We start from the raw sequence: 1,712 nt of genomic DNA on the forward strand, positions 1-1,712 counted from the left end.
TGAACTAGATCTACTATCCCGGTGTCGACAGTGCCTGCACCCGCGACCTCGGCCTGATTGTCACCGGCCCGAACGGATATTTCTCGGAAGAAAAACGTGATGCCTCGCATGGCATCGAACCGTTCGAAGAAGGCGTGCCAGCCTACAGGCTGGTCAACACCGCTGATGACGGCGCCTACCGGATCGAGAAGCGTATCCTGGCCGACCCTGCCCGACCCACCTTGCTGCAGGAGATCACCTTCACGCCGCTCAAGGGCGCGCCGGGCGACTACCGCGTCCACGCCTTGCTGGCGCCGCATCTGGTCAATGCCGGCATGGGCAACACCGCCTGGGTCGGCGACCATGAGGGAGAGCCTGTGCTGTTCGCCTCGGGCCGCGGCACTTGCCTTGCGCTGGCCTCATCGCTGCCCTGGCGGAACGGCTCGGCCGGCTATGTCGGCGTCTCCGACGGCTGGCAGCAACTGCGCAACACCGGTCGGCTCGATCCAGCCTTTCAGCAAGCCGAGGACGGCAATGTAGCGCTGACCGGCGAAATCGGGTTTTCCGCCAACAGCACCAAAACGGTACTGGCGCTGGGCTTCGGGGCGACGTCCGAAGAGGCCGCTCGAAATGCCTTCGCCAGCCTCAGGCAGGGTTTCGCGGCGGCGGCGACGTCCTACGCCGAACAATGGCGCGAATGGCAGGCTGGCCTGCTGCGGCTGGACCGCCGTGGCGCGTCCGGAGTGAACAGCTACAGGATCTCCACCGCCGTCCTGGCGACGCACCGGTCATCGCTCATGCCGGGCGCGGCGGTCGCCAGCCTGTCTATCCCATGGGGCTTCGACAAGGGCGACGACGATCTCGGCGGTTACCATCTGGTCTGGCCGCGCGATCTGGTCGAGACGGCGGGCGGCTTTCTCGCCGCCGGCGATGCCGCTTCGGCCCTGCAAACCCTCGACTATCTCTGCTCCATCCAGCAGCCGGATGGCCACTGGCCGCAGAACGCCTGGCTCGATGGGACAGCTTATTGGCCGGGCATCCAGATGGACGAATGCGCCTTTCCGCTGCTGCTGGTGGATGCGCTGCGGCGCCAGGGCCATTTGCCGCGCGCCAGGCTTTTGGCCTTCCTGCCAATGATCGAGCGCGCCGCAGCCTATGTCGTGCGCAATGGACCCGTCACCGGCGAGGACCGTTGGGAGGAGGATTCCGGTTACAGCCCGTTCACGCTCGCCGTTGAGATCGCGGCGCTGCTTGCCGCCGCGGATATGCTGGAGGCCTGCGGCAAGCAGGACGCAGCAAGCTATCTGCGCGAGACCGCCGACGGCTGGAACGACCAGGTCGAGCGCTGGACCTATGTCACCGGCACGGCAGGCTGCGAGGCGACCGGCGTCGCGGGTTACTATGTCCGCATCGCACCGCCCGACAGCGCCGAGGCCGGTTCGCCGAAGGACGGCTATGTGCCGATCAAAAACCGCCCGCCTGGCGATGCCGACCGGCCGGCGCAGGAAATCGTCAGCCCGGACGCATTTGCCCTGGTGCGCTTTGGCCTCAGGGCAGCCGACGATCCGCGCATCGTCGACACGGTCAAGGTCATCGACGCGCAGCTGCGCCGGCAACTGCCGCAGGGGCCGCTCTGGTATCGCTACACCGGCGACCGCTATGGCGCGCACGAGGACGGAGCGCCATTCGACGGCACAGGCCAGGGCCGCCCCTCGCCCTTGCTCGCCGGAGAA

At 67.1% G+C, this 1,712-nt stretch carries 1 pseudogene; it reads left to right on the plus strand.

Features of this window, described 5'->3' with window-relative positions:
- Positions 1-1,712, plus strand: a pseudogene (locus tag FJ980_RS30630) (glycoside hydrolase family 15 protein); the annotation flags it as partial.

Source organism: Mesorhizobium sp. B1-1-5 (assembly GCF_006443065.1).
In the GTDB taxonomy this organism is placed as follows: domain Bacteria; phylum Pseudomonadota; class Alphaproteobacteria; order Rhizobiales; family Rhizobiaceae; genus Mesorhizobium.